The organism is Schaalia suimastitidis DSM 15538, assembly GCF_000429105.1.
GTDB lineage: Bacteria > Actinomycetota > Actinomycetes > Actinomycetales > Actinomycetaceae > Pauljensenia > Pauljensenia suimastitidis.
This window is the reverse complement of sequence record NZ_KE386848.1, coordinates 621,955-648,193: the sequence shown is the minus strand read 5'-3', so window position 1 is coordinate 648,193 and position 26,239 is coordinate 621,955. Positions and strand designations below refer to the sequence as shown.

At 56.2% G+C, this 26,239-nt stretch carries 21 protein-coding genes and 1 tRNA gene; 19 read left to right on the top strand and 3 right to left on the bottom strand.

The window, feature by feature from the left end:
- Positions 1–37: 37 nt before the first annotated feature.
- The 14 genes from rpsD (at position 38) to G438_RS0109680 (ending at position 14,955) form a co-directional block, all read left to right on the top strand.
- Positions 38–661 carry a 30S ribosomal protein S4 gene (gene rpsD / locus G438_RS0109745; protein WP_026461154.1) on the top strand — a complete coding sequence of 208 codons (624 nt, stop codon included), beginning with the start codon at positions 38–40 and terminating at the stop codon, positions 659–661.
- Between the two features lie 128 nt (positions 662–789).
- Positions 790–3,492 carry an alanine--tRNA ligase gene (gene alaS / locus G438_RS0109740; RefSeq protein WP_026461153.1) on the top strand — a complete coding sequence of 901 codons (2,703 nt, stop codon included), beginning with the start codon at positions 790–792 and terminating at the stop codon, positions 3,490–3,492.
- Positions 3,489–3,974 carry a Holliday junction resolvase RuvX gene (gene ruvX, locus G438_RS0109735; protein ID WP_026461152.1) on the top strand — a complete coding sequence of 162 codons (486 nt, stop codon included), beginning with the start codon at positions 3,489–3,491 and terminating at the stop codon, positions 3,972–3,974. Before alaS ends, ruvX begins: the two co-directional genes overlap by 4 nt.
- On the top strand, positions 3,971–5,293 hold the full coding sequence (gene mltG, locus G438_RS0109730; protein WP_240471060.1) for an endolytic transglycosylase MltG: 1,323 nt from the start codon (positions 3,971–3,973) through the stop codon (positions 5,291–5,293). The genes ruvX and mltG overlap by 4 nt, the downstream gene beginning before the upstream one ends.
- On the top strand, positions 5,293–6,132 hold the full coding sequence (locus tag G438_RS0109725) for a shikimate dehydrogenase (RefSeq protein ID WP_026461150.1): 840 nt from the start codon (positions 5,293–5,295) through the stop codon (positions 6,130–6,132). Before mltG ends, G438_RS0109725 begins: the two co-directional genes overlap by 1 nt.
- Positions 6,125–6,820 (top strand): prepilin peptidase, encoded by a 696-nt coding sequence (locus tag G438_RS0109720; RefSeq protein WP_051259473.1) that lies wholly within the window; start codon positions 6,125–6,127, stop codon positions 6,818–6,820. Before G438_RS0109725 ends, G438_RS0109720 begins: the two co-directional genes overlap by 8 nt.
- A 94-nt stretch (positions 6,821–6,914) precedes the next feature.
- Positions 6,915–7,274: a phosphoribosyl-AMP cyclohydrolase gene (gene hisI / locus G438_RS0109715; RefSeq protein ID WP_026461148.1), complete on the top strand. Its 360-nt coding sequence runs from the start codon at positions 6,915–6,917 to the stop codon at positions 7,272–7,274.
- Positions 7,271–8,908, top strand: coding sequence for a chorismate-binding protein (locus G438_RS11720; RefSeq protein ID WP_051259472.1), 1,638 nt, complete (start codon positions 7,271–7,273; stop codon positions 8,906–8,908). The genes hisI and G438_RS11720 overlap by 4 nt, the downstream gene beginning before the upstream one ends.
- A gap of 36 nt (positions 8,909–8,944) precedes the next feature.
- Positions 8,945–9,796 carry an indole-3-glycerol phosphate synthase TrpC gene (trpC, locus tag G438_RS0109705; RefSeq protein WP_026461147.1) on the top strand — a complete coding sequence of 284 codons (852 nt, stop codon included), beginning with the start codon at positions 8,945–8,947 and terminating at the stop codon, positions 9,794–9,796.
- Entirely contained in the window at positions 9,793–11,064 is a 1,272-nt protein-coding gene (gene trpB, locus G438_RS0109700) for a tryptophan synthase subunit beta (RefSeq protein WP_026461146.1), read from the top strand. The genes trpC and trpB overlap by 4 nt, the downstream gene beginning before the upstream one ends.
- On the top strand, positions 11,064–11,873 hold the full coding sequence (gene trpA / locus G438_RS0109695) for a tryptophan synthase subunit alpha (RefSeq protein WP_026461145.1): 810 nt from the start codon (positions 11,064–11,066) through the stop codon (positions 11,871–11,873). The genes trpB and trpA overlap by 1 nt, the downstream gene beginning before the upstream one ends.
- Entirely contained in the window at positions 11,870–12,940 is a 1,071-nt protein-coding gene (gene lgt, locus G438_RS11715) for a prolipoprotein diacylglyceryl transferase (protein WP_084403238.1), read from the top strand. Before trpA ends, lgt begins: the two co-directional genes overlap by 4 nt.
- An 88-nt stretch (positions 12,941–13,028) precedes the next feature.
- Complete coding sequence (gene pyk, locus G438_RS0109685; protein WP_026461144.1) at positions 13,029–14,474, top strand: pyruvate kinase; 1,446 nt, start codon at positions 13,029–13,031, stop codon at positions 14,472–14,474.
- 274 nt (positions 14,475–14,748) lie between these two features.
- Complete coding sequence (locus tag G438_RS0109680; RefSeq protein WP_026461143.1) at positions 14,749–14,955, top strand: hypothetical protein; 207 nt, start codon at positions 14,749–14,751, stop codon at positions 14,953–14,955.
- Positions 14,956–15,132: 177 nt separating this feature from the next.
- Here the strand turns inward: G438_RS0109680 and G438_RS0109675 are convergent.
- Positions 15,133–15,206 (bottom strand) — tRNA-Leu (locus tag G438_RS0109675).
- Between the two features lie 66 nt (positions 15,207–15,272).
- Between G438_RS0109675 and G438_RS0109670 the strand changes: the two genes are divergently transcribed.
- Complete coding sequence (locus tag G438_RS0109670) at positions 15,273–15,866, top strand: ANTAR domain-containing response regulator (RefSeq protein ID WP_026461142.1); 594 nt, start codon at positions 15,273–15,275, stop codon at positions 15,864–15,866.
- A gap of 248 nt (positions 15,867–16,114) precedes the next feature.
- Here G438_RS0109670 and G438_RS0109665 read toward each other — a convergent pair whose 3' ends face one another.
- The gene (locus G438_RS0109665) at positions 16,115–16,552 is read right to left on the bottom strand and encodes a PaaI family thioesterase (RefSeq protein WP_240471057.1); all 438 of its coding nucleotides are present in this window, start codon (positions 16,550–16,552) and stop codon (positions 16,115–16,117) included.
- A gap of 37 nt (positions 16,553–16,589) precedes the next feature.
- Between G438_RS0109665 and polA the strand changes: the two genes are divergently transcribed.
- The 3 genes from polA to coaE all read left to right on the top strand — a co-directional run bounded on the left by polA (position 16,590) and on the right by coaE (position 22,031).
- Entirely contained in the window at positions 16,590–19,304 is a 2,715-nt protein-coding gene (polA, locus tag G438_RS0109660; RefSeq protein ID WP_034285788.1) for a DNA polymerase I, read from the top strand.
- A 323-nt stretch (positions 19,305–19,627) separates the two neighbouring features.
- Positions 19,628–21,064, top strand: a complete 1,437-nt coding sequence (gene rpsA / locus G438_RS0109655; RefSeq protein WP_026461139.1) for a 30S ribosomal protein S1 — start codon at positions 19,628–19,630, stop codon at positions 21,062–21,064.
- 307 nt (positions 21,065–21,371) lie between these two features.
- On the top strand, positions 21,372–22,031 hold the full coding sequence (gene coaE / locus G438_RS0109650; RefSeq protein WP_026461138.1) for a dephospho-CoA kinase: 660 nt from the start codon (positions 21,372–21,374) through the stop codon (positions 22,029–22,031).
- Here the strand turns inward: coaE and G438_RS11710 are convergent.
- Positions 22,018–23,706, bottom strand: coding sequence for an alpha-glucosidase (locus tag G438_RS11710; RefSeq protein WP_034285784.1), 1,689 nt, complete (start codon positions 23,704–23,706; stop codon positions 22,018–22,020). The genes coaE and G438_RS11710 overlap by 14 nt on opposite strands.
- 375 nt (positions 23,707–24,081) lie before the next feature.
- On the opposite strand from G438_RS11710, the gene uvrB reads away from it, so the two are divergent.
- Positions 24,082–26,151, top strand: coding sequence for an excinuclease ABC subunit UvrB (uvrB, locus tag G438_RS0109640; protein ID WP_026461137.1), 2,070 nt, complete (start codon positions 24,082–24,084; stop codon positions 26,149–26,151).
- Positions 26,152–26,239: the final 88 nt, after the last annotated feature.

The window sequence follows — 26,239 nt, the reverse complement described above, 5'->3', positions numbered from 1 at the left end:
AGGTGCATGACACAAGAAACAGGAAGGTGCCACCACAATGGCAGGAAACCGCTCTCGCAAGCAGGTGCGCGAATCACGCGCCCTGGGTCTTGCTCTGACCCCTAAGGCCGTCCGCTACTTCGAAAAGCGTCCCTACGGCCCAGGTGAACACGGCCGTAGCCGTCGCCGTCAAGAATCTGACTACGCAGTGCGTCTGAAGGAAAAGCAGCGTCTGCGTGCTCAATACGGCATCCGTGAAGCACAGATGCGTCGCGCCTTCGAAGAAGCACGCCGCACAGCAGGCCTGACAGGTGAAAACCTTGTCGAACTTCTCGAAATGCGTTTGGATGCACTGGTGCTGCGCTCCGGCTTCGCCCGCACGATCCAGCAGGCACGTCAAGTGGTGGTTCACCGTCATATCCTCGTTGACGGCAAGATCGTTGACCGCCCGTCGTACCGCATCAAGCCTGGCCAAACCATTCAGGTCAAGCCCAAGTCGCAAACGACTGTTCCTTTCGAAATCGCGGCACAGGGTATTCACCGTGACGTGCTGCCCGCAGTACCTGCCTACCTCGATGTGGAACTTGAACGCCTCAAGGCCACCCTCGTGCGTCGCCCCAAGCGCGCTGAGGTCCCTGTGACCTGCGACGTCCAGATGGTCGTCGAACACTACTCGCGCTAATACTGTGTAACGAACCCCGGGAGGCAACTCACTGCCACCCGGGGTTCGCCACTTTATTGCGTGCTGATCGTCACCTCATGCCCGCCCAATGTGCTTGGAAGCGGCCATTCCCACTACGATGAGGAACCATGCGCACATCTGAGATTCGTACTCGCTGGCTGGACTACTTTGCCTCCAAAGAACACCACATTGCACCGTCAGTCCCGCTGATTTCCCCGGACCCATCGATCCTGTTCACCATTGCAGGTATGGTCCCCTTTATCCCGTACATTATCGGGACCGAAGTTGCGCCCTGGCCGCGAGCCGCCTCAGTGCAAAAATGTATCCGCACCAATGACATTGACAATGTTGGTAAGACTACGCGCCACGGCACATTCTTCCAGATGAACGGTAACTTCTCTTTCGGGGATTACTTCAAAGAAGGTGCCATTGACTTTGCCTGGGAGCTCCTCACCGGACCGGTAAGCGAGGGCCGCTACGGTTTGGACGGCGACCGCCTGTGGATGACAATCTGGGAGGAAGACAAGGTTTCCTTCGATCACCTCACCAAGGTCATTGGCGTACCAAAGGAACACGTCCAGCTGCTACCCTTCAAAGAAATTTCCTGGTCCACCGGTCAGCCGGGCCCGGCAGGGTCATGCTGCGAAATCCACTACGATCGTGGCCCCGCTTTTGGCCCTGATGGAGGTCCGTTGGTGGACCTCCAAGGCGACCGCTTCTTGGAGATCTGGAACCTCGTTTTTGACGAATTCCTACGTGGTGAGGGTGAAGGCCACGATTTCGAACTGGTCGGCAAGCTGGATCGCACTGCGATCGACACCGGCGCGGGCCTGGAGCGCTTGGCCTTCATCATGCAGGACAAGCCGAATATGTACGAGATCGACGAGGTCTACCCCGTGATCGCAGCGGCCCAAGAAATGTCAGGCAAGGTCTACGGTAAGGGTGCTGCAGGCCCTGAAGCAGGTGCCGCCTACGATGACGATGTACGTATGCGTGTCGTGGCTGACCACGTGCGTTCTGCACTGATGCTGATTGGTGACGGTGTTCGCCCCGGAAATGATGGCCGAGGCTACGTGCTGCGCCGCCTTATCCGCCGTGCTGTGCGGTCCATGCGTCTGCTCGGTGTTGAAGAACCTGCCTTGCCCACACTGTTGACAGCCTCTAAAGACGCAATGAAAGCCTCTTATCCGGAGTTAGAGGACAAATGGGGCATGATCTCCGACGTGGCCTACGCCGAGGAAGACGCATTCCGTCGTACCTTAAGCGCAGGCACGACAATCCTTGATACGGCAGTTGCGAATGCGAAAGCCGCTGGGGCAACCACCCTATCGGGCGAAAGTGCATTCTCGCTGCACGATACCTATGGTTTTCCCATCGACCTCACCCTTGAAATGGCTGCAGAACAAGGCCTTCAGGTGGATGAGGACGGTTTCCGCACGCTGATGCAGGAACAGAAAGACCGTGCTCGCGCGGATGCGCGCGCAAAGAAAACTGGACACACCGATGTTCGTATCTTTAACGACATTGAAAAAGCGATGGGAGGGCCCAGCACCTTCCTTGGCTACACAGAAACGGCCGCGATGGCAACTGTTGAAGCGGTCCTTGTCGATGGTCTTCCCACGGTAGCTGTTGACGCGCCAGCAGAGGTTGAAATTGTCCTAGACCGCACACCATTTTGGGCAGAGATGGGCGGCCAGCTCGCTGACCACGGCACAATTCGCCTCGAAAGTGGTGCAGTTGTTGAGGTACACGACGTACAGGCACCGTTAAAGGGCATCTATGTCCACCGTGGGACACTCACGGAGGGCACACTTACCCGTGGTGAACAGGCCTGGGCCGCAATCGACACTGAACGACGTCTTGCCATCGCACGGGCGCATACGGCCACACACATGGTGCACAAGGCTCTTCACGAAATTGTCTCCGACGAGGCGAACCAGGCGGGTTCAGAAAACTCGCCGTCGCGCCTGCGTTTCGACTTCCGTCACGCCAGCGCGCTTGACTCCAGCCAAATGTCGGATATTGAGTACCTCATCAACGACAAACTCGCTGAGGATCTTGTGGTCACCGACGAGGTCATGCCACTAGAGGCTGCGAAAGCTGCGGGTGCTACTGCACTATTTGGTGAAAAATACGGTTCTGAGGTGCGCGTCGTATCTATCGGCGGCAACTGGTCCAAAGAACTGTGTGCCGGCACCCACGTTCCTACCACAGGAACTATCGGGCGCGTCACCCTCCTTGGAGAAGGTTCCATCGGTTCAGGTGTGCGCCGTATCGACGCCCTTGTGGGCGAAGGGGCCTATAAATTCCAAGCAAAAGAACACGCGCTTGTCTCGCAACTGAACCTGTTGCTTGGCGGACGCCCGGAAGACCTACCCGGACGCGTCGAGTCACTGGTCGCGAAATTGCGTCAGGCAGAAAAGGAACTCGACAAACTACGTCTGGAACAAACCCTTGCCCGCGCATCCGAGCTCGCTGAATCCGCAAAAACCTTCGGTCCCCTGCGTGCGGTCCGTGCCTTTGTTGGTGATATGCCGTCAGCAGACGCCTTACGCAGCCTCGCCTTGGACGTGCGTGACCGCCTCGGCGATCAAACGCCAGTGGTAGTGACACTTATTGGTCTGGTAGGGGACAAGCCCTCGATCGTGTCAGCAACCAATAATGGTGCCCGTGAACGTCAAGTGAAAGCCGGTCCGCTGGTGCGTCTGGCGTCGAAGATCCTTGGCGGTGGAGGGGGTGGCCGCGACGACATCGCACAAGGTGGCGGTCAAGATGCCACACAGGTTGATGCTGCTCTCGCGGCGCTGGACCAAGAGCTGAGCCAACCGTGAGCATACGCCCAGGAGTGCGCCTCGGGATCGATGTGGGGACTGTCCGAATAGGGGTCGCCCGAACCGATCCTGGGGGCCTCCTTGCGTTGCCTGTAGAAACGGTTCACCGCGCGCCTGATGGCAGCGAGATTGAGCGAATCGTTGCTCTTGCCAAGGAATACGGGGCCATTGAAATCATTGTAGGACTACCACGCCACCTCAAGGGAAGCGAAGGCGTTTCGGCAAAAGCGGCACGCAAATACGGTAAACGTCTCAAAAAACTGCTCCCGAAAGTCCGTGTGGCATTGGTCGATGAACGGCTAAGCTCTAACCAAGCACACGACCGCCTGCGTGCCGCAGGTAGAAGTGAACGTAGCCACCGTGACGTAGTTGACCAGGTGGCTGCTCAAATCATTCTTGAGCATGCGCTCGAGATGGAACGCATCGGCGCATGCCCGCCCGGTGAAGAGCTATTCGGCAGCGATGGGAAGGACAATCAGTGACAGACGAGCACTCAACACCGAGACGTCCCCTTCCGCGGCGCAGCGATATCCACGGGCGTCCGCGGCGCAATAACGAGGCTGTTGCGCCCTCGCAGCCCGCATTACCTTCCGCTGCTCATACACCCGCAACGCCCGTGTCTGGCTCCGCAGCACCAACATGTCCAGCCTCGCTGCCGTCGCGTCGCGCAGTAACAGCCGAAACCACTGGGATGCGCTCACGTCGCCTCGAACACGAACGTCGACGTGCTAAAGCTCGCCGCCGTAACCGACGTATCCGCTCTGTTCTCGTGCTTCTCGTCGTGCTGGGACTTATTGGTACCGCCGTGTGGTACGCCATGACTATTCTCAATGAGGTCGAAATTGTGGTCGAAGCAGACGACTATCCAGGCCCAGGGACAGGGGCTGTGGAAGTCGTTGTCGAAGAAGGTGAGACCGGCACTGACATCGGCAACAAACTTGTGCAAGCAGATGTCGTCAAATCGGTGAGCGCCTTTGTGCGCGCATGGGAAGCAAATAAAGCGTCAAGCACGATCCGTCCAGGGACCTATAGTTTGAAACTTCAGATGAGTGCCGCTGAAGCTCTAGCAGCACTTCTTGATGAGGCCAACCGATCCGACAATACAGTCACCGTTAATCCTGGTGAAACCGTCAAACAAATTACCGAACGTATGGCCTCGGTGACCGGCTTCAGCACAGAGGAAATCACCGCAGCCTTCGCCGACGCCTCGGCAATTGGATTACCACAGGAAGCTGCAGGTAATCCTGAAGGGTGGCTCCTGCCGGGCTCCTACGAAGTAAGTACCACGGATACGCCAACGTCACTGATCTCCAAGATGGTGACTGGTATGGTGACGCAACTGCAGAGCCTTGGCGTTGACCAAGCGCAGTGGCATACAGTCCTGACGAAAGCCTCGATCGTTGAACGTGAAGTCAACGTTGATCAATACCTGCCAATGGTTGCACGCGTCATTGAAAATCGTCTGGCTGATACGGCAGGGGAGACGCGCGGATTGCTGCAAATGGACTCCACCGTCCTTTACGGCGTAGGGAAATCGGGTGGTGTCCCCACAGCAGAGGACTTACGTAACGACAATCCGTACAACACCTACATCAAAGCGGGGCTTCCGCCCACGCCGATCGCACAGCCGTCGATCGAAACCATCCAGGCTGTCTTGGCACCTGCTGACGGCACATGGCTGTACTTCGTCACCGTCAATCTCGACACGGGTGAAACACTATTCGCCACGACACTGGCCGAACAAGAACAAAATAAATTGCGTTTCGACCAGTACTGTGCCGAAAACCCTGGCAAGTGCTGATGTCCTGGGCGGCGGTGATCGGCAAACCGATCGAGCATAGTCTTTCCCCGGTGCTGCATACTGCCGCCTGGCATGCCCTTGGCTTACCCGACCACTGGCAGTACCGCCTCGTGGAATGTGACGAGGCTACGCTCCCGTCGCTCCTGTTGGAACTCGATCCAGCGTGTATTGGCCTCTCAGTGACCATGCCGTGTAAACAAGCTGTAATGAGTCTTTTGGATGCTGTTGATCCGATGGCTCAGGCGGTGGGTTCGGTCAATACCGTGATCCCATCAGGGGGAATCCTCACAGGGTTTAACACCGACGTCCTAGGTATTAGTCGAGCTATTGAGGTTGCCTCTGGTAGTGGACATCATTCAGCGGTGATCCTCGGTGCTGGGGCCACCGCAGCCTCGGCACTAGCGGCGCTTGGAGGTATGGGGATCAACGACCTCACACTTGCCGCGCGCCGTTTCGCAGGCCCCCACTCAGTCCTGCGTGCGGCCACACGCCTGGGTCTGAACGTTCATCAGGTCCTGTGGTCGCGCACTGATGACGTGCTGGCTGCCATTGCGCACGCAGATATTGTCGTTTCGACCATGCCAGCGCATGTGTGCGATGCCCTTGCCGCCCAGGTGCAGCCACGCAACACGCAAGTACTGCTCGACGTCGTCTACTCGCCCCTTGACACCGAGCTGGTTCAGGCGTGGCGCACCAAAGGGGGACGTGTCGCCCACGGCCTCGATATGCTCACTTATCAAGCCCAAGCCCAGGTCAAATTAATGACCGGATATGACGTTGATACTGCGCCAATGACAACCGCCCTCATGCGTGCACTACCTGGTTGGACCCATGTTTGAAGCGATACGCACCTTCCTACATTCGATCGAAGAATTGCGTCTGATCGCAGGTTTTACCACCTGGCTTCTCTTGAGCTGGTGGGTATGGGCACGAGGCTGGCGTATCCAGCGCCGATACCTCGTTGCCGTCGGCATGACGCCGCTGGCACGAAACGGCATTTGGTGGGCCGTCACACTATTAGGTGCTGCCGTTGTCATCGCCGGAGAACAACGTCCAGCTGCACCAGCCTTAGTGACCGTCGCGATGGTCGGCGCCCTGTCAGCCTATGTTGACGTCAAAACCCACCGCCTGCCCAACGCCTATACAGCGGTGATGGGGTGCGGTGTAGCAACGGGGGTGCTCCTCGCTGCGCTCATGGATCCCTCACCAGGCCGTATCCTCTTCAAAGCCTTAACGGGCGCCATTATCTGGACGGCACCCCTGTGGTTAGCGTCGCGACTGCCTGGTGGAATGGGCAGAGGCGATGTCAAACTTGCTCCAGTACTTGGCGCAATGCTAGGAATCCTCGGCTTGGACGCAGCCCTTTTTGGTCTTGTCGTTTCTTTCGTCACCGCTGGGCTTGCCGCTTTGTGGAAAGTGGTGGTCGGTCACGCAGGCACCGAGAGTCGCATCCCGATGGGACCGTGGCTTATTGGTGGTGCCCTCGCATCTCACCTCGCCTGGGGCGTCTTACCTGACTGGATTTAAAGCCGCCACTATTTCAGCCGACTGATGTCGAGCCTTCACCCTGTTATGTGACCCGCTCGGGCACGGCAACACCCAGGTATGGGACAATACTTCGGTGACCTTAGACCCCAGTATTGCCCAGCGACTAAAACGCAATGCAGATGGACTTGTAGCGGCCATTATTCAGCAGTACGACACAGGTACTGTGCTGATGCTTGGGTGGATGGATGACGAGGCCCTTGCGCGCACACTCACCGAAGGTCGTGTCACCTTCTGGTCACGCTCACGCAATGAATACTGGCGTAAAGGCGATACGTCCGGCCACTGGCAGTGGGTAAAGTCGGTGCGTATTGACTGTGATGGCGATGCGTTGCTTATCGCTGTTGACCAGGTGGGCGCTGCTTGCCACACCGGTGAATACAGTTGCTTTGATGAAGGCGGCATAATCGAGGCGCAGGAAGGCCACCGCTCATGACGGAACCAACGACCCGCGGCCCACAAGACCTCCAATGGGGCCAGGTATGGCCCACCTTGGACGGTTTTAGAGAATTGGCCGCGAAGCGGCGCGTCATACCGGTGGTGCGTCGTATCCTCGCCGATGAACTCAGCGCGGTAGGTGTGTATCGTCAACTTGCAGACGGACGCGAAGGCACCTTTATCCTTGAATCAGCTGAACACGACGGAAGCTGGGGCCGCTGGTCCTTCGTGGGCGCACGCAGCGCCTCGGCCATCGTTGCTGACGAGGGCACCGCCACCTGGATCGGAACCGAACCAGCAGGGGCGCTACGGCAAGGGACACTCCTTGAAGTCCTCCACAGCGCACTACGCACACTCCACGTTGATCCGATACCTGGTATGCCACCGCTAACAGGTGCACTTGTGGGGGCACTGGGGTGGGGCATCATTCCCGAATGGGAACCGACGTTACTGCCCACAGCACCAAAAGAAGCACAGATCCCAGATGCCGCATTGTGCCTAGCAACTGATGTCGCAGCCATTGATCACAGTGACGGATCTATTTGGCTTATCGCTATCGCATGGAATATGGATGGCACCAATGAACGGATTGACGCCGCATATGCACATGCGGTGGAGCGCCTCGACACTATGGCTGCTGACCTATCGGCACCATTTCCACCTGCAGTCCTGGGCCTGTCAAGCACTTCACCGTTCGCAGACGCTGTAGAAGGCCCTACTGTCCAGCATCGCACGCAGCGCAGCGCCTTTGAATCGGCTGTTGTTGCTGCAAAGGAAGCAATACGCGACGGTGAAGTCTTCCAGGTGGTCCTCTCGCAACGGGCCGATATTCGCACCTCGGCAAACGCCCTAGATATCTACCGGGTGCTACGCACCATCAACCCGTCACCGTATATGTACTACCTGTGCCTTCCCGACGCACATGGCGGCGTATTTGAAGTTGTGGGCTCTTCACCAGAAACCCTTGTGCGGGCGCAAAACCGCAGAATATGGACCTATCCGATCGCAGGATCGCGTCCGCGGGGAGCTGACTCCGCCGCAGATAGGGCACTGGCTGAAGAACTTCTTCGCGATCCAAAAGAACTTTCGGAACACGTCATGCTGGTTGACTTGGCACGTAATGACCTGTCGAAAGTGTGTGACCCCGCCACGGTGGAAGTGGCCACCCTGATGGAAATCAAACGCTTTTCCCATATTCAACATATTTCCTCGACAGTCACCGGTGTTCTACGTGACGACGCCGATGCTTTAGATGCTCTTGTGGCGACATTCCCTGCGGGCACCCTTTCAGGCGCACCTAAGCCACGTGCCATTCGTTTGATTGATGACTTCGAACCAGCAGCCCGCGGCATCTATGGGGGAGTGGTGGGCTACTTTGACCTCAGTGGTGACGCTGATCTGGCAATTGCTATACGCACAGCACAGATTAAGGATGGTATTGCTTCCGTACAGGCAGGCGCAGGTCTCGTCGCTGAATCTGTACCGGCCACAGAATATGAAGAAACACGCAATAAGGCGGCAGCTGCCATACACGCAGTGGAACTTGCGTCCCGCCTACAACCTGTGGTGCCAGCGGTGGGCTTTGGACCAGATGGCGGTACCGAATCAGGGCAAGGCCAACAGCCTTGTTAGCATTCCTCACAGGTGACAACTGAGAGGGGCCTCACCATGAGTGTGCTCGATAGCATCATCGCTGGCGTCCTTGATGACCTCAAGGTCCGCGAAGCAGCAGTCCCGATGGACGCAATCAAAGAACGTGCCAGGCGTGCACCTGACGCGCTTGACGCCCTTGCCGCATTTCGTGCCAATCCGGGCGCCGTCTCACTCATTGCCGAGGTGAAGCGTTCCTCCCCGTCAAAAGGTTCGCTTGCCGACATCCCGGACCCTGCGGCTTTGGCGCAGATGTACGAGGCGGGAGGAGCCACCGCCATATCCGTCCTCACAGAGCAGCGGCGTTTCAAAGGCTCACTTGCTGACCTTGACGCTGTGCGCGCAGCTGTCGATATCCCCGTATTGCGAAAAGATTTTATTGTCACCCCCTATCAGGTTCACGAAGCTCGAGCTCACGGTGCTGATCTGGTGCTGCTTATCGTGGCAGCGCTTGAACAACCTGCTTTGGTGTCGCTTCTTGACCGTGTCCATTCGCTTGGTATGACGGCGTTGGTGGAAACCCACTCCCGTTTGGAGGCGCTGCGTGCTCTTGACGCGGGCGCAAAAGTCATTGGCGTCAATGCGCGAGACCTGACCACACTTGATGTTGATCGCAGTGTCATTGAGCAGGTGATTGATGTGCTGCCAACGGATGTCGTCGCAGTTGCAGAATCGGCGGTACGTGGTCCGCACGATGTGCTGGACTATGCGATGGTAGGGGCTGATGCTGTGCTCGTTGGTGAGGCGTTAGTAAAATCGGGTACGCCACGCGAATCGGTTGCCGACATGGTTGCCGCGGGTCAGCATCCTGCCCTGCGAACCGACCGTAAAGCACGCGTGCGCGCGGCACGACATGAGGACATACTGTGAGCACACATCAAGGACCATATTTTGGGCACTTCGGTGGTCGATTTGTTGCTGAATCCCTGATGGGGCCACTTGAGGAAATTGAACAAGCATGGTCGCAACTGTGGGTAGACCCAGATTTCCGCTCACGTTTGGATGTGTTGTTTCGCGACTACGCGGGTAGGCCATCTCTGCTGACTGAGGTGCCGCGTTTTGCGGAAGACCTTGGGGGCGTGCGTGTATTCCTTAAACGCGAGGACCTTAACCATACGGGTTCCCATAAGATCAACAATGTCTTGGGGCAAGCGCTCTTAACAAAAGAATTGGGCAAGACGCGTGTCATCGCTGAAACAGGTGCCGGTCAACATGGCGTGGCGACCGCAACTGCTGCGGCACTCCTTGGATTGGAGTGCACGATCTACATGGGGTACGAGGATACTCAACGTCAAGCCCTTAACGTTGCCCGTATGCAGATGCTTGGCGCTGAGGTGATTGCTGTCACTCAGGGGTCCCGAACCCTCAAAGACGCCATCAACGAGGCATTCCGCGACTGGGTGACCAATGTTGCCACGACGAACTACATCTTTGGTACCGCCGCTGGCCCGCACCCATTTCCTACCGTGGTGCGTGACCTTCAACGTGTCATCGGCGACGAGGCGCGTGTTGAGCTACTGGAGCGAACAGGCCGCTTGCCTGACGTTGTCTGTGCGTGTATCGGTGGCGGATCAAATGCGATCGGTACTTTCACGGCATTTATTGACGATGCCGACGTTGAAATCCTCGGCTGCGAAGCTGGGGGTGATGGCTTTGATACCGGTCGACACGCCGCATCCATTACCGCGAATCAGACTGGTGTCCTTCACGGTGCTCGCACCTACCTGCTCCAGGAACGAGATGGCCAGACCAAAGCGTCACATTCTATTTCCGCAGGCTTGGACTATCCGGGTGTTGGACCGGAACATGCGTGGCTGGCACAGTCAGGCCGCGCCCGGTATATCCCGATTACGGACAGTGACGCCATGGATGCTTTCTTGGCTTTGTCACGCACCGAGGGCATCATCCCCGCAATTGAATCCTCACACGCTCTGGCAGGTATCCGGCAGTGGGCTAAAGAAAAGGAAGGCTCATGGGAGGCGGGGAGCGAACCCATTGCTTTGGTCTGCCTATCAGGTAGAGGCGACAAAGACGTGGATACGGCGTCGAAGTGGTTTGGTCTTGGGCAGGCGCGCTTGCAGGTTATTGATCCCAGTTCGTCACACGCTGGTATCACCCAACTGGAGGAGGCTCACTGATGGGGACTCAACTGCTGAGCGGTGCCGCCATTGACGCCGCTATTTCGCGAGGCGACAGTGCGTTAATTGGTTATCTTCCCGTGGGTTTTCCCACAGTTGCTCACTCTATTGCTGCCGGTAAGGTCTTGGCGGATTGCGGTTTCGACGCGATCGAGTTGGGTTTTCCCTATTCCGATCCGGGGATGGACGGGCCAACGATTCAAAAGGCCACAACGATTGCCCTTGAACGTGGCACACATTTGGAGGACCTCTTTGACGCTGTCGATCAGCTCACTTCTTATGGGATTTCCACGCTGAGCATGACGTACTGGAACCCGGTCGAATGGTACGGGGTGGAACGCTTTGCGGCTGATTTCGCGGCAGTTGGTGGCGCTGGTTTGATTACGCCGGATTTGCCGCCTGAGGAGGGCGCCCAGTGGGAGGCGGCTTCTGATGCCTATGGTTTAGAACGTATTTACTTGACGGCACCTTCGTCCCCCGAGCGACGTTTGCGTCTCATTAGTGAGCATTGCAAGGGGTGGGTGTATGCGGCCTCGTCAATGGGTGTGACAGGGGCGCGTTCACGTGTTGGCGATGCAGTAAAACCGCTGGTAGAACGCACACGTGCAGCAGGTGCGCGACGTGTTTGCGTTGGCCTCGGTGTGTCTAATGGTGCGCAGGCTCGAGAAATAGGCACCTACGCAGATGGTGTGATCGTAGGGTCAGCTCTGGTGAATCAGCTCTTTGATGACAATGTCGACTGTGGCTTGCGTGCATTAGAATCCGTTGCGAAGGATTTAGCTGCAGGCGTCAAGGGAGCTCGAGCATGACCGTGGTACCGTTATCGATTCCGTCACCGTCAGAAAGTGTGTGGTGGATCGGACCGGTCCCAATCCGCGCCTATGGGCTGCTCATTATGTGCGGCATGTTGATTGCCGTGTGGTGGTCGTCAAAGCGATATGCGAAACGCGGCGGTAATCCTGATGTGCTATTTGACGTCGCACTTTGGGCTATTCCTTTCGGTATTGTCGGAGCCCGTATTTACCATGTCATCACCTCGCCTGATAACTATTTCGGACCCAACGGAGAGTGGGTGCGTGTCTTTTATATTTGGGAAGGTGGCATCGGTATCTGGGGTGGGGTGATTGGCGGTGCCCTCGGTGTGTGGCTTGCGTTGAAGCGTTCCGGTGCCCGCCTCGCACCTGTGGCCGACGCGATTGCACCTGCACTCTTGGTGGCTCAAGCGATCGGACGGTGGGGAAATTGGTTCAATCAGGAGCTTTTTGGTGCGCCCACCACGTTGCCGTGGGGTCTTGAAATCGACGCTGCTCACCTGCCTGCAGGTTACGCTGAAGGTACGCTGTTCCACCCCACCTTCCTCTATGAATCCTTGTGGAATCTTGCGGCGGCATTCGTCATTGTGCGCCTCGAGAAAAAGATGCGGCTGTATGCTGGCCAAGTTTTTGCCATGTACCTGCTGGCCTATCCTCTTGGCCGCATGTGGATCGAGTACGTTCGTATTGACGAAGCGTATTCATTCCTTGGATTGCGCCTGAATATTTGGACTTCGTTGGCCATGTTCATTCTGGGTATTGCCTTGTACGTTCTTGCTGGGAAACGTGCGGATTCGCCAACTGTCGACGCTGCGGAGCCTGGAGCAATTGGTAAGGACGAGGATGCTGTGGGGTCGGATTCTGTTGCTGACCCTTCGCTCACTCACGAACGAGGCGACGAGGCGGTGGCGGATAACGCCTCGGTAATAAGCGGGGAGGCTGAGGTAACGAGCGGGGAAGCTGATAAGCCGGACGCTGGATCGGCCTCGGCAATTGTCGCAGACACTTGTGGCACCGCGCCGCTCGAGGTGACATCCGATGAGGCGACACGCAAGTCTGAGTAGCCAATTCGTGGTACCGACGTGATCCCATGTTTTGGAGCTAACGGCGGGCCACAGACTCGCAGGACCTTTTTCCCTGTAGGATAGGACTATGCGCCGAGCAAAAATCGTATGCACCATTGGGCCTGCAACAGCATCTCCTGAACAAATCCAAGCACTTGTCGATGCTGGGATGGATGTTGCCCGTATTAACCGCTCTCACGGCAGCGCCGATGAGCATGAGGTCGCTATTGAACGTGTCCGCCGCGCCTCGGCAACCTCAGGACGCGCCGTCGCGATCCTTGTTGACCTTCAAGGTCCAAAGATTCGCTTGGAGCGCTTCACTGACGGCCCACAGCTCCTTGAAGTTGGGGATACCTTCACCATTACGACCCGCGATGTTCCTGGCACGAAGGAACTCGTGGGGACCACCTTTAAAGGACTGCCGGGCGACTGCGCGCCCGGGGACCGTCTGTTGATTGATGACGGCAATATCGCTGTGCGCGTCATTGAAGTGACCGACACCGATGTTGTCACCCGCGTGGAAGTGGGGGGCGTGGTTTCTGACAACAAGGGTCTGAACCTTCCGGGTGTGGCTGTGTCAGTTCCGGCGCTGTCAGAAAAGGACCGCGAAGACTTGCGGTGGGCAATGAAGGTAGGTGCTGACTTCGTTGCATTGTCCTTTGTGCGTAATGCACGTGACATTGAAGACGTCCACGCCATTATGGATGAGGTGGGTCGTCGTGCTCCGGTGATCGCGAAGATCGAGAAACCTCAGGCCGTTGAGGCACTACGTGAAATCGTCGATGCCTTTGATGGCATTATGGTGGCCCGTGGTGACCTTGGTGTAGAAATGCCGCTTGAGGAAGTGCCGTTGGTGCAAAAGCGTGCCATTGAATTGGCGCGTCTTGCGGCCAAACCTGTGATTGTTGCGACGCAGGTCATGGATTCAATGATTAAGAATCCTCGCCCGACCCGCGCTGAAGCCTCGGACTGCGCCAATGCGATTTTGGATGGTGCTGATGCTGTGATGTTGTCAGGTGAAACCTCAGTGGGCGCATACCCCATTGAGGCGGTCCGCACCATGGCGCGCATTATTGAATCAACAGAGGAACTTGGTGGTGAGCGTATCGCGCCGTTGGGAGCGTTTGCGATTGACCGGCCAGGTGTGATCTGTCAGGCCGCGGCCTCCTTGGCGGAACGCCTAGATGCGCGCTACGTGGTGACCTTCACGCAGACGGGTTCCTCGGCGCGGCGGATGTCACGTCTACGCACACCGATTCCGATGCTTGCGTTTACTCCCCTGGAATCAACGCGGCGTGCACTGGCACTGACCTGGGGCGTGCAAACTTACCGGGTGCCTGAGGTGCAGCATACGGACGATATGGTGTGGCAGCTCGACCAGGTGGTGCAACTATCTCGTTTGGCTGAACTCGGCGATGAACTTGTCATCATTGCTGGCATGCCTCCAGGTACTGCTGGGTCGTCGAATTCCATACGCGTACACGCAGTGGGGGATGAGCTTGACTACTCCATTGGGGGAGCGGCATCCCTGTAAAGGGGTGGATTAAAGCGGCGCAGTGCGATGACTGCGCCGCTTTTGTGTGGTGAACATAGGACGCTAGTGATATATCTTCGCCATGTATCCCGTATCTGTTGCGCGATGCGTATGGGCGTGAAAGAATAGGAGCTTCGATCATTTGGGATCGCTCGTTGTGCCGTTGGCCGCTGCAGGCCAGTGGCGCATGAATCCTTCACTGGATAACGGTTGCCTACGCTACCGATGCGTATACCGGCGGTGAAGATGATGAGGAAGAAGAGAGAAGAGAAATATGAATACTGTATCCGTACACGATCGTGCGTTGGATCGCCAGGCAAATAACGTGCCCGTTGAGGTGCTTGCCGAGGCGGTGCGTCCCTGGTTCGACATGTGGCAGGGATCGGTCCAAGTACAAGAAGCTATCGATGGACTCGCTAGCGAGCACACGCGAGCGGCTTCTGCGCGTTTCCTTGGTTTGGAATTGCGCACCGTTGCCTAAGGGGAATGAAGGGTGCCAACAACCTAAAGGTTGTTGGCACCCTCTTTTCATTTTCACCAAAGCCCGCTAAGGTGTGATCTTGGACATAGTGAAATGGTTTCTCTACAATGTAGGGGTGGAGGTGAAGAAAAAACCGGGGCAAATTGCCCCGGTCAGTGACAACGCAAAAAGAAAAAGTACCCCGGGTGGGATTCGAACCCACAACAAGCCGGGTTTGAGCCGACCGCCTCTGCCAGTTGGGCTACCAGGGCAACGCACACTGTGCGCAAAACAAGAATAGAATAGACAACGTACATGGACAAACTGAGGGTAGGAAAATGACCACAGATCACACTCAACCTCGCAGGGTACTCGTCGCCGAAGACGAAGGGCTTATTCGCCTTGATATCGTTGAAACCCTGACTGCCGCAGGTTTTGAAGTCGTCGCTGAAGCATCAAATGGCGAGGAAGCGGTGCAGTTGGCGCTAGAGTGTGAACCTGATCTCTGCGTGATGGATGTCAAGATGCCGAAGATGGACGGCATTACTGCGGCAGAGAAAATCCTCGCCGAATTGTCGTGCGCCATCGTCATGTTGACGGCCTTCAGCCAAACAGAACTTGTGGAACGCGCCCGTGACGCAGGGGCAATGGCATACGTGGTGAAGCCATTCAGCCCGGCGGATTTGATTCCTGCCGTCGAAATAGCCTTGTCGCGGCATCAGGAAATCGAATCCCTTGAGGAAGAAATCGCTGACCTTCAGGATCGCTTTGAAACACGTAAGCGTGTTGACCGCGCCAAAGGCCTGTTGCAAAAGAATATGGGGATGACCGAACCCGAAGCCTTCCGCTGGATTCAAAAGACATCGATGGACCGCAGGCTCTCGATGCGCGAAGTTGCTGACGCTGTGATCGCACAGGTCGAAGCCCAGTAGCACCGTAAAGGAGACTACGGCGAAACAAAGAATGGCGGATTTTCACGACATACGTTCGTGAAAATCCGCCATATTGTGTCAGCCTCTCGACGTGTGTGGATATTGGAAAATAGCCGGGCAATAGCTCAAGAGGCCTTGCCTGTACCGAGGTTGTTCCTTGGGCGCTGGGAGAAACAGTGACTGAGGATTCTCATTTGTTGCTACTGCGGTGTGTCCTTGGCGTGGAAGAAAAACGGTGGACACCGCTCTTAGCGCCGCTTGAGCAGACGATTGGTCACACGGCCCGTTGCCACCAGACGTCCCACTTCGTCGTGTACATCGACCACATGTACCGTTTGGCTGGACCCCAGATGGATCGCCTTGGCGACAGCGGTGACACTGCCAGTATGTGTGGAACGTAGGTGAGAGACAGATATCTCAATTCCTACGGCAAAACCGTGATCCGCCCCCAAGACCTGTCGCGCATGGATCTGTGCGGCAAATGAGGCAGCTGTTTCAATCAGAGCAGCCGTTGCACCACCGTGCAAAATCCCCGCACTTTGGCGGTTCCCATCCACCGGCATAGTGATTACGGTCCGCGAGGGTGCGTGTTCGAGGACCTCCATTCCCATACGTTCCATCAGCGAACCAGGCCAGTGAGCTCCCACAAACCCACCTTCACGTGATGGATCGGGCGTGGAATTCATAGTGTCAAGATGCTCCATGACATCTAGGGTGTCATGTGTGAAGGAATCTTTGCTCATTATCGACGGACATTCGATGGCGTTTCGCGCCTTCTACGCGCTACCTGCTCAAGGTTTTCAAACCGCAACCGGTCAACACACTAACGCGGTCTACGGTTTTATCTCGATGCTGGTGAAATTGTTAGAGACGCGACAACCCACCCACCTTGCCGTTGCCTTCGATGTCGGGCGACGCAGTTTTCGCACCGAGGAATACCCCGAATACAAGGGAACCCGTGAGCAAACACCGGAAGAATTCAAAGGACAGGTGGAACTCATCCGCCAAGCTCTTGACGCCATGGGTATTGTGTCCCTGACGAAAGACGGATACGAAGCAGACGATATCCTCGCCACGCTGGCCACCCAAGGGGCTCAAAGTAACTGGAACGTCTATATTGTTTCAGGCGACCGGGATACCTTCCAAACAGTGAACGACCGTGTCACTGTCCTGTATCCAGGGGCCAGTCCAGGGGATCTCAAAGAAATGACGCCTGCGGCGGTCGAAGAAAAATATGGGGTGCCACCCCACCGTTACCCTGAAATTGCGGCGATTGTTGGTGAAACCTCCGATAATTTGCCAGGTGTGCCCGGCGTGGGTCCCAAAACGGCAGCCCAATGGATCAATACCTTCGACGGCCTCGACAATCTGTTGGCTCGCGCCGATGAAGTCGGTGGCAAACGCGGTGTTGCGTTGCGTGAACATATCGACGAAATTAAGCGTAATCGACGACTCAACCACCTTCTGACTGACCTTGACGTTGGAATTAAAGTCAGCGACCTTCGACGAGGCACACTGGACCGTCAACGCCTCGACGACCTATTCGACACCCTCGAAATAGGTAATCTGCGCAAGCGCGTCTACGCGGTGTCCGCCCAGGGCGGACAGTCACTCGTAGACTCAGACGCGACCACCCAGGCGCAGGAGTTTACACCTGATGATCTGAGTATCATCGTCTGCGACGGGACGGGAGAGTCAGACCTTCTTGGTGCCTGGTGCGGCACTCACGCCAATGATGACCTGGCCATGTGGGTCCAGGGCTCATTCCTGCCTGCGCGGGGCCGCATTGACCGCCTCGCTCTGGCCTCTGCCGCGGGCATTCTCATCGTTGAGCGACCGGCTGACCTCACTGCCACGGACCTTGAACGGCTTGTCACGCTGCTTGAAGGTGCACCAAGTGTGACCACTGCAGATTGGAAAGGGCACTGGCATGCCTGGAAGAGCCTTGGGATAGACCTACGAGCGGATGTTTTCGACGTCACCCTCGCTGCCTACCTTGACCGGCCAGAGCAACGTAGTTATGACGCTGCGGACCTATTGCGCCGTTACCTCAACATCGACCTTGCGGCTCAAAGCAGTGATGACAGCGATGTCCTCTTTGATCTCGATGACGTAGGAGGGCAGCAGCAGGCGCAGATGGAAGCGGCCCATATCGTAGCGTCCCTGCCTGCCCTGAAAGCACGCCTTGACCAGGAACTTGCCCAGGCCTCGGCAGTGACGCTCCTTCACGATATGGAACAACCGGTGGCATCTGTCCTCGCCCGGATGGAAGACATTGGCATTGCAGCTGATCTTGAGGAATTTAACGCCCAAGCTCAAGGTCTTGCTCACGATGCTGAAAAGGCGCAGGAAGCGGCATTTGCGGTTATTGGTCATACGGTGAACCTTGCCAGCCCGAAACAGCTACAAGAGGTGCTCTTCGACGAACTTGGCTTGCCGAAAACCAAAAAAACCAAAACGGGCTACACAACCAACGCCGAAGCGTTGCAGGACCTATTTGCAAAAACAGGCAATGAGTTTCTTCAACATCTGCTGACTCACCGTGATCGGACGAAACTACGGCAAATGGTTGACACCCTGCGTGCGAGCGTAGGTGACGACGGACGTATCCACACCACTTTCTCGCAGGTAGTTGCTGCAACTGGACGTTTGGCTTCGTCGGATCCTAATTTGCAAAATATTCCGGCACGTACCCCCGACGGGTTGCGTATCCGTGACGGTTTCGTTGCTGGTAGAGCATACGAAGCTCTGATGAGTGTGGACTACAGCCAGATCGAGATGCGTATCATGGCGCACCTATCTGACGATGCGGGGCTCATTGACGCCTTTAACACAGGTGAGGATCTGCACCGGACGATGGCCTCGATGGTATTTGGTGTGCCGCTGGATCAGGTGAGCGCCGAGCAACGCTCACGTATCAAAGCCACCTCCTATGGCTTGGCTTACGGTTTGTCCTCCTATGGATTGTCAGCACAGCTACGTATTCCAGTTCCCGAGGCGACCCAGCTCCGCGAAGCATATTTCCAACGCTTCGGAGGGGTGCGCGACTATTTAGCGTCGGTTGTGGAACAGGCACGACGCGATGGATGGACCCAAACCATGTTTGGTCGGCGCCGATATTTGCCTGACCTTAACTCACAAAACCGTCAACGCAGGGAAATGGCAGAGCGCGCGGCCCTGAATGCGCCGATACAAGGTAGTGCCGCTGACATTATTAAAGTTGCCATGATTGACGTGGATCGACGCATACGCGAAGCTCAAATGCGGTCGCGTCTGCTGTTGCAGATACATGACGAATTGCTACTTGAAGTTGCTCCGGGAGAAGCACGCGAGTTAGAGGTGTTGGTGCGTGAGGCGATGGGCAGTGCGGTGTCGATGTCAGTGCCGTTGGAAGTAGCGGTAGGAGTAGGGGCATCGTGGCGCGCTGCAGCGCACTGACGACGGTTGGCTTGCAGAACCAATGACGTTGAGGGTGTAACACTGCCGATCGTTGTGAGTAGTGGCGACGGCACTCGGGTTGTGGCACCTGTGCCGCTAGGGGCGGCACTGACGATGATGGTTGGGTCGTGGCAGCAAAAGGACTGCGGCGTGGCGGCGATTCTGTTTCGGTAATCCCATGGGTCTTCGTGCGATTTTTCGCACTTGACTGTGGCTGGTACGATAGGAGAGGCGCATTAGGCAGCTTCCTGTCGACAGGAAGGTGCCACTGTGTGCCGGACATGTCCAATTACTATCCATTCCGTTCCGGAGAACACGACTACATGACCACCAATACGCCGCAGGTTGCGGTCAACGACATCGGGTCCACAGAGGACCTGCTCGCCGCTATCGACGAAACCATCAAGTACTTCAACGATGGCGACATCGTCGAGGGCACTGTCGTCAAGGTCGACCACGATGAGGTCCTCCTCGACATTGGCTACAAGACAGAGGGCGTTATCCTCTCTCGTGAGCTTTCCATCAAGCACGACGTCAACCCAGATGATGTTGTTGCGGTCGGTGACCAGATTGAGGCTCTTGTCCTCCAGAAGGAAGACAAGGAAGGCCGCCTGCTCCTGTCCAAGAAGCGCGCACAATACGAACGCGCATGGGGCCAGATCGAAAAGATCAAGGAAGAAGAAGGCGTCGTCACCGGTACGGTTATCGAGGTCGTCAAGGGCGGTCTCATTATCGACATCGGCCTGCGTGGCTTCCTCCCTGCGTCCCTGGTGGAGATGCGTCGCGTCCGCGACCTCCAGCCCTACATTGGCCGTGAACTTGAAGCCAAGATCATCGAACTGGACAAGAACCGCAACAACGTGGTCCTGTCCCGTCGCGCATGGCTCGAACAAACACAGTCTGAAGTTCGCACCAACTTCCTCCACACCTTGGGTAAGGGCCAGGTCCGTAAGGGTAATGTGTCCTCCATCGTGAACTTTGGTGCATTCGTTGACCTTGGCGGCGTGGACGGCCTCGTTCACGTTTCCGAACTGTCATGGAAGCATATCGACCACCCCTCAGAGGTCGTCGAAGTTGGCCAGGAAGTCACCGTTGAGGTTCTTGACGTCGACATGGATCGCGAACGCGTATCCCTGTCACTGAAAGCAACCCAGGAAGACCCATGGCAGACCTTCGCCCGCACACACGCCATCGGCCAGGTTGTGCCCGGTAAGGTCACCAAACTCGTTCCCTTCGGTGCTTTCGTGCGCGTTGAAGACGGAATCGAAGGTCTTGTCCACATTTCCGAACTCGCTCAACGTCACGTCGAACTGCCTGAACAGGTCGTGAAGGTTGGCAGCGACGTCTTCGTCAAGGTCATCGACATTGATCTTGAACGTCGCCGTATCTCGCTGTCGCTCAAGCAAGCTAACGAGGGCGTGGACCCGGTCGCCGACGAATTTGATCCTTCGCTGTACGGCATGGCCGCAGAATACGACGAAGACGGCAACTACAAGTACCCCGAAGGCTTCGATCCAGAAACCCAGGAATGGATGGAAGGCTTCGAAGCTCAGCGTGAGGCGTGGGAAGCGCAATACGCTGAAGCTCAGGCACGTTGGGAAGCCCATAAAGCTCAGGTTGTGCGTGCACAGGAAGAAGATTCTGAAGCAGCCACATCCGTTGAAGAGCAGGCATCCTACTCCACACCGGTGGACACCAGCGGCACCCTCGCCTCTGACGAGGCTCTTGCTGCGCTGCGTGAAAAGCTGACCTCTAACTGAGTATTTGTGTACTCACGCAAGTGCCCGACTGTCAATTGGCAGTCGGGCACTTCGCATAGGGGGCTGTTATGCCACTGGCTAAAGGTACCTGATTAGTAGTGACGGTGATCGTCGGCAACGGTGGGCGAGTGCCCAGGAGCCAAAAAGGCTTCGTCAATGGTGATGTACAGTCTGTCAGGTGCTTCGCATAACGGGTGGACGGTCCAAGAGTTCCCTCGCTGATTCGTCTGCGTTGGTGCCTATGCTCGCTCGAAGCAAGCGTTGTACTACAGTGTCACCTGATGTGGTCGCAACATAAGGTGGGGTAATGACGACACTTCATAATGGCTTGGCCAGTGCACGCTGCCTGCGATCATTTACCTGGCCGTCTGATCGAGCGTTACGTATCGGACTTAGCGGTGGTATTGGTGCTGGAAAGACGACGGTGGCACAGGTTTTTGAGCAAACAGGAGCCATTATTGCTGATGCCGATGAGCTTGCCCGTGAGGTGGTAGCCGCAGGAAGCGTGGGACTTGCTGCAATAGTCGAAGCCTTCGGCCGGAACATCCTTACTGACGACGGTGCACTAGACCGGCGGCGCCTCGCCTCGCTTGTCTTTAGTGACCCCAACGCGCGCGCCACTCTTGAAGCGATTACTCACCCGCTGATCGGGCAGCGTGCTGAAGCGATACTGAATACGGCACCCGTAGGGGGTATTGCCCTCTATGATGTTCCGCTTCTTGTTGAACAACACATGGCTGACCAATTCGATCTTGTCATCATTGTTGATGCACCCATAGAACAACGAATCAGGCGCCTTGCAAGGCGCGGCATTGACCGCGCTCAGGCCCTACAACGTATCCACGCGCAGGCAAGCCTAGCAGATCGACGCCGCGTGGCACATATCTGGATTCACAATGCAGGCAGTGAAACAGAGCTTGCTGGGTTGGTATCAGCGGTCATTCGCACCTGGATTATGCCTGGGTAAGTACCCACCGCAGTTCCCACGGCTGGAGACGATCACTGCGTCGCAAAGACGGCGGATAGTTTGCGATCACGATATTGCCTTCGGGCACAGCGTAATCCAACGGGGTGTCGGACATATTCGCCACCGCTTCAAGTACCTGCCCGCTGATCCGGCGCCGAATATGCCACAGTTGGGTGTGGTCGGGAGCCAGTAGATCAACGGTGCCATCAATGATGATTGGAAGCTCTTTTCGTAGCGCAATGAGTCGTCGGTAGAATGCGAAGATTGACGAGGCATCATCTTGTTGGGCCTTGGCGTTGACCTGAATATAGTCAGGATTCACAGGCAGCCATGGTGTGCCCGTAGTGAAACCTGCGTGAGGGGTGTCATCCCATTGCATGGGGGTGCGGGCGTTATCCCGGCTTGCGTGAAGGATACCTTCCCATAGTGTTTGTGCATCCGCATCACCGAATTCGACCCGATCACGCCACAACCCACGAGTTTCAACATCATTGAATTGTGTAATATCGGACCAGGGGTAATTTGCCATACCAAGTTCTTCCCCCTGATACACAAAGGGCGTGCCCTGGTGGGCGTGAAGCATACCTGCCCACGCAGTCGCTGACTGATAGCGGAATAACTCAGGAGAACCGAAGCGTGATACTGTTCGAGGGCGATCATGGTTTGACAAGTAGAGGCTATTCCAGCCGCATCCGTATAAGCCGTTGCTCCATCGGGCTAAACTCTTTTTCATCTGCGCCAATGGTAATGCGCAGGGTGTGAATTTGTCGCCGTGCGTGGCATCGAACTCCATATGCTCAAATTGGAAGATCATGTCGAGTTCTTTACGGCGCGGATCGGTGCTCAGCTGCGCATCGGCAAGGGTGGCTCCTGGGGTTTCCCCGACGGTGAAAAAGACCCGATCGGGATAGTAATCGAAGACTTCGCGGCGCATCTCCTGCATCCATTCGTGGAAGCGTGGCCCAAAGAAAGCGCGATCGATGCCGCCGTCGGTGTCATCACACAGTGTGGCAGGTTTAGAAATGCAGTTAATGACATCCATCCGGAAGCCGGAGATGCCGCGCTCAAGCCACCGTCGCATCATTGCGTAGATTTCGGCACGCAGCCTCGGATTTTCCCAATTCAGATCCGGTTGCTCAGGGGCAAAAAAATGCAGATAGTACTGACCTGACTGCGGATGCCAGGTCCACACAGGTCCGGAAAATGCGCTGACCCACCTATTAGGTTCGTCGCCTCGCCACTGCCCAGGTTCGACATCGCGTGCCGAGGCGCCCGCCCGGGGTGCGCGCCAAATGTACCAGTCCCGTTTTGGGCTCCTTGGGTCCAGCGATTCAATAAACCATGGATGCTGATTGGATGTGTGGTTGACAACGAGGTCCAAAATAATGCGGATGCCGACCTTGGAGGCTGCTGCAATGAGTTCGTCCATATCGTCGTTTGACCCGAAGAGGGGGTCGATGGCCTCGTAATCGCTAATGTCATACCCATTGTCAACCATGGGGGACGCGAAGACGGGGGAGAGCCACACAATATCGATCCCTAATTCCTTGAGGTAGCCGATACGGCGCGTGATACCAGCCACATCGCCAACACCGTCGCCGTTGGAATCCTGGAAGGAACGTGGATAGATCTGGTACACCGTTGAGGTCTTCCACCATGGGGCCGCCTGCGTCATTTTTGTCCTTTCTACGCTGCACCCCACGTGATAGGGGAATCTGCCTGTCCTTCTTGGGTACTATTGTGCCCCGCCACAGCGTCCTTTTCTTGGGTGAAATATTTTAGTGCGCTGCCGCAGTATAGGCATGGCGAGGCTGTGAATCACAGGCATTGTCCTCGAAGTAGCGGGGCAAAAACAGTGCCGCGTGCCTCCTTTGAACAGCGCGTGGCGGGGCGATTATGTCAATGCTTCCTCGTCCTCATACGCACGTACAGGCACATCAGATGGTCCAAAATTTGACGGCAGATGGGATCGACCTATAGCAGATGTTTCTTGGACTGTGCCGTAGTCTTTGAGTCGCCGCACGAACCGATAACACGCTACCGTTAAAGGGTGACACAGCGTATCCTTCGTGCCGAACACCCTTTCGACGTCGTTTCCCAATATTCGCCTTCAGGAGATCAGCCAAAAGCGATCCGTGAATTAGCGGCCCGTATTCGTGACGGTGAAACCGACGTCGTACTACTTGGCGCAACAGGGACCGGGAAATCGGCGACTACCGCATGGCTTATTGAAGAGCTTCAACGCCCAGCTCTCATTATGGAACCCAATAAGACACTGGCAGCTCAGATGGCTGCAGAATTCAGGGAATTACTGCCACATAACGCTGTCGAATATTTCGTGTCGTACTACGACTACTACCAGCCTGAAGCCTATGTGCCCCAAACTGACACCTATATCGAAAAAGACTCCTCCATTAATGACGAGGTAGAACGCTTACGGCACAGTGCCACGAATTCACTGCTGACACGCCGAGATACGGTGGTGGTCGCCTCGGTGTCCTGTATCTACGGCCTGGGTACCCCAGAAGAATACGTGGCGCGTATGGTGGAAATTGAACGCGGCATGATCATCGACCGCGATGCGTTACTACGCGCCTTTGTGTCGATGCAATATACGCGCAATGATTTGGCCTTTAGTCGAGGCACCTTCCGGGTGCGGGGCGATACCGTCGAAATTATTCCCGTCTATGAAGAACTTGCCGTACGTATCGAATTCTTCGGTGACGAGATCGAAGCCCTCGCGCTCCTTCATCCGCTCACGGGGGATGTTATTTCAGAGACGGACCATGTCTATCTTTTCCCCGCGTCGCATTACGTTGCTGGTGAAGAGCGGATGAAACGAGCCATCGCCTCGATTGAAGCGGAACTGGAGCAGCGCCTCGAATGGTTTGAATCTCGCGGCAAACTCCTTGAAGCACAGCGACTGCGTATGCGCACCACCTTCGATTTGGAGATGCTCAAGGAGATCGGCTCGTGTGCCGGAGTGGAAAATTACTCACGACATATTGACGGTCGCGACGAAGGTACCCCACCGCATACGCTCCTGGACTATTTCCCTGAAGATTTTCTGCTCGTTATTGACGAATCACACGTCACCGTGCCGCAAATCGGTGCGATGTTTGAAGGGGATTCTTCCCGCAAACGTACCTTGGTTGACCACGGATTCCGATTGCCGTCAGCACTTGATAACCGACCCTTGAAATGGGACGAATTCATCGAAAGGATCGGACAAACGGTTTACCTTTCCGCCACACCTGGTCCCTATGAGCTCGGGAAATCCGATGGTGTGGTGGAGCAGATTATTCGCCCAACTGGTCTGGTTGATCCCAAGGTTATTGTGAAACCCACAAAGGGGCAGGTGGATGATCTCCTCGAACAGGTGCGTGTACGCGCTGACCGTAACGAACGTGTCCTCGTGACGACTCTGACAAAGAAAATGGCGGAGGAACTGACAACCTATATGGCTGAACGAGGTGTTCGAGTTGAGTATCTTCATTCTGATGTCGACACCTTGCGGCGCGTCGAATTACTGAGAGAACTACGCCAAGGTGCCTTTGACGTTCTGATCGGCATCAACCTTCTTCGCGAGGGCCTCGACCTGCCAGAAGTGTCCCTTGTATCGATCCTTGATGCCGACAAAGAAGGTTTCCTGCGCTCTACACGTTCACTGATCCAAACTATTGGACGTGCTGCGCGTAATGTTTCAGGTGAGGTGCATATGTACGCCGATACCATTACCGACTCAATGCGGGCCGCAATCACTGAAACGCAGCGGCGTCGCGACATGCAGATAGCCTTTAATGAAGAACATGGGATTGACCCAGCACCCTTGCGTAAGAAGATCGCTGATGTTACCGACATGTTGGCACGCGAACACATCGATACTCAGACCTTACTCGCTGGCGGGTACCGTAAGGAAGGCCCGGTGGCGACTCAGAGCACGGCGCGTCGCGCAGAATTGGCTGCACTGGCCCAAGGTGAACTCGTCGAATTAATTGAGGAATTGTCAGAACAGATGATGGCGGCAGCACAAAAACTTGATTTTGAACTGGCCGCGCGTTTGCGTGACGAGGTAGCGGAACTCAAAAAAGAACTGCGGCAGATGAAGGCGGCGAACTAATCTATCTGTGACCTGCCGGTACATGAGGAAAATAGGGGACGCACCGGTTAAGATTGTCTGGTAATCTACGCCTGTCAAAGGAATCCCT